Below are 677 nucleotides of genomic sequence, written 5' to 3' on the forward strand. Positions count from 1 at the left end.
ACCTGCACCACGACCTCGGTGCGCTCGGTTCGGCGGTGTCGGCGGACGCCACGACCCGGCAGTTGCGGATCATGAAGAGCATGGGTGTGAACGCCGTGCGCACCTCGCACAACCCGCCCTCGCCGCAGTTCCTCCGCGCGTGCGAGGAACTGGGGATCATGCTGCAGGTCGAGGCGTTCGACATGTGGCACATGTCCAAGACGACCTACGACTACGGCCGGTTCTTCGACGCCGAGAGCAGCACCGACATCCGCGAAATGGTGCGCGCGGCCAGGAACTCGCCGTCGGTGGTGATGTGGTCGATCGGCAACGAGGTCTACGACGTCGGTTCCGCCTCCGGGGTGCCGATCGCCCGGCGCCTCATCGACGACGTGCGGTCCGTTGACACGACGCGCCCGGTCGTGATGGGCAGCCACCTGTACCGGTCGGTGCCGGCGGCCGGCTCGCCGCAGGACCAGATCCTGCGGATGCTCGACGGGCTGGGCGTGAACTACAACACCGCGTCCTCGGTCGACCAGCTGCACGCCCGCTATCCCACCAAGTTCTTCTTCGAGGGCGAGTCGTCGTCCTCGACCTCGACGCGCGGCTATTACCAGGATCCCGAGCAGCTCAACACCGGGGAGAACTACACGCCGGGCAAGCGCAACACCTCCTCGTACGACAACAACCTGGAGAGG

1 protein-coding gene is annotated in these 677 nt (G+C 66.6%); it reads left to right on the forward strand.

What is annotated here, in order from left to right; genetic code table 11:
• On the forward strand, window positions 1-677 hold a 677-nt coding region (locus UK23_RS43440), incomplete at both ends, for a glycoside hydrolase family 2 TIM barrel-domain containing protein (RefSeq protein WP_045317678.1).

It is taken from the genome of Lentzea aerocolonigenes (assembly GCF_000955955.1).
In the GTDB taxonomy this organism is placed as follows: Bacteria; Actinomycetota; Actinomycetes; order Mycobacteriales; family Pseudonocardiaceae; genus Lentzea; species Lentzea aerocolonigenes_A.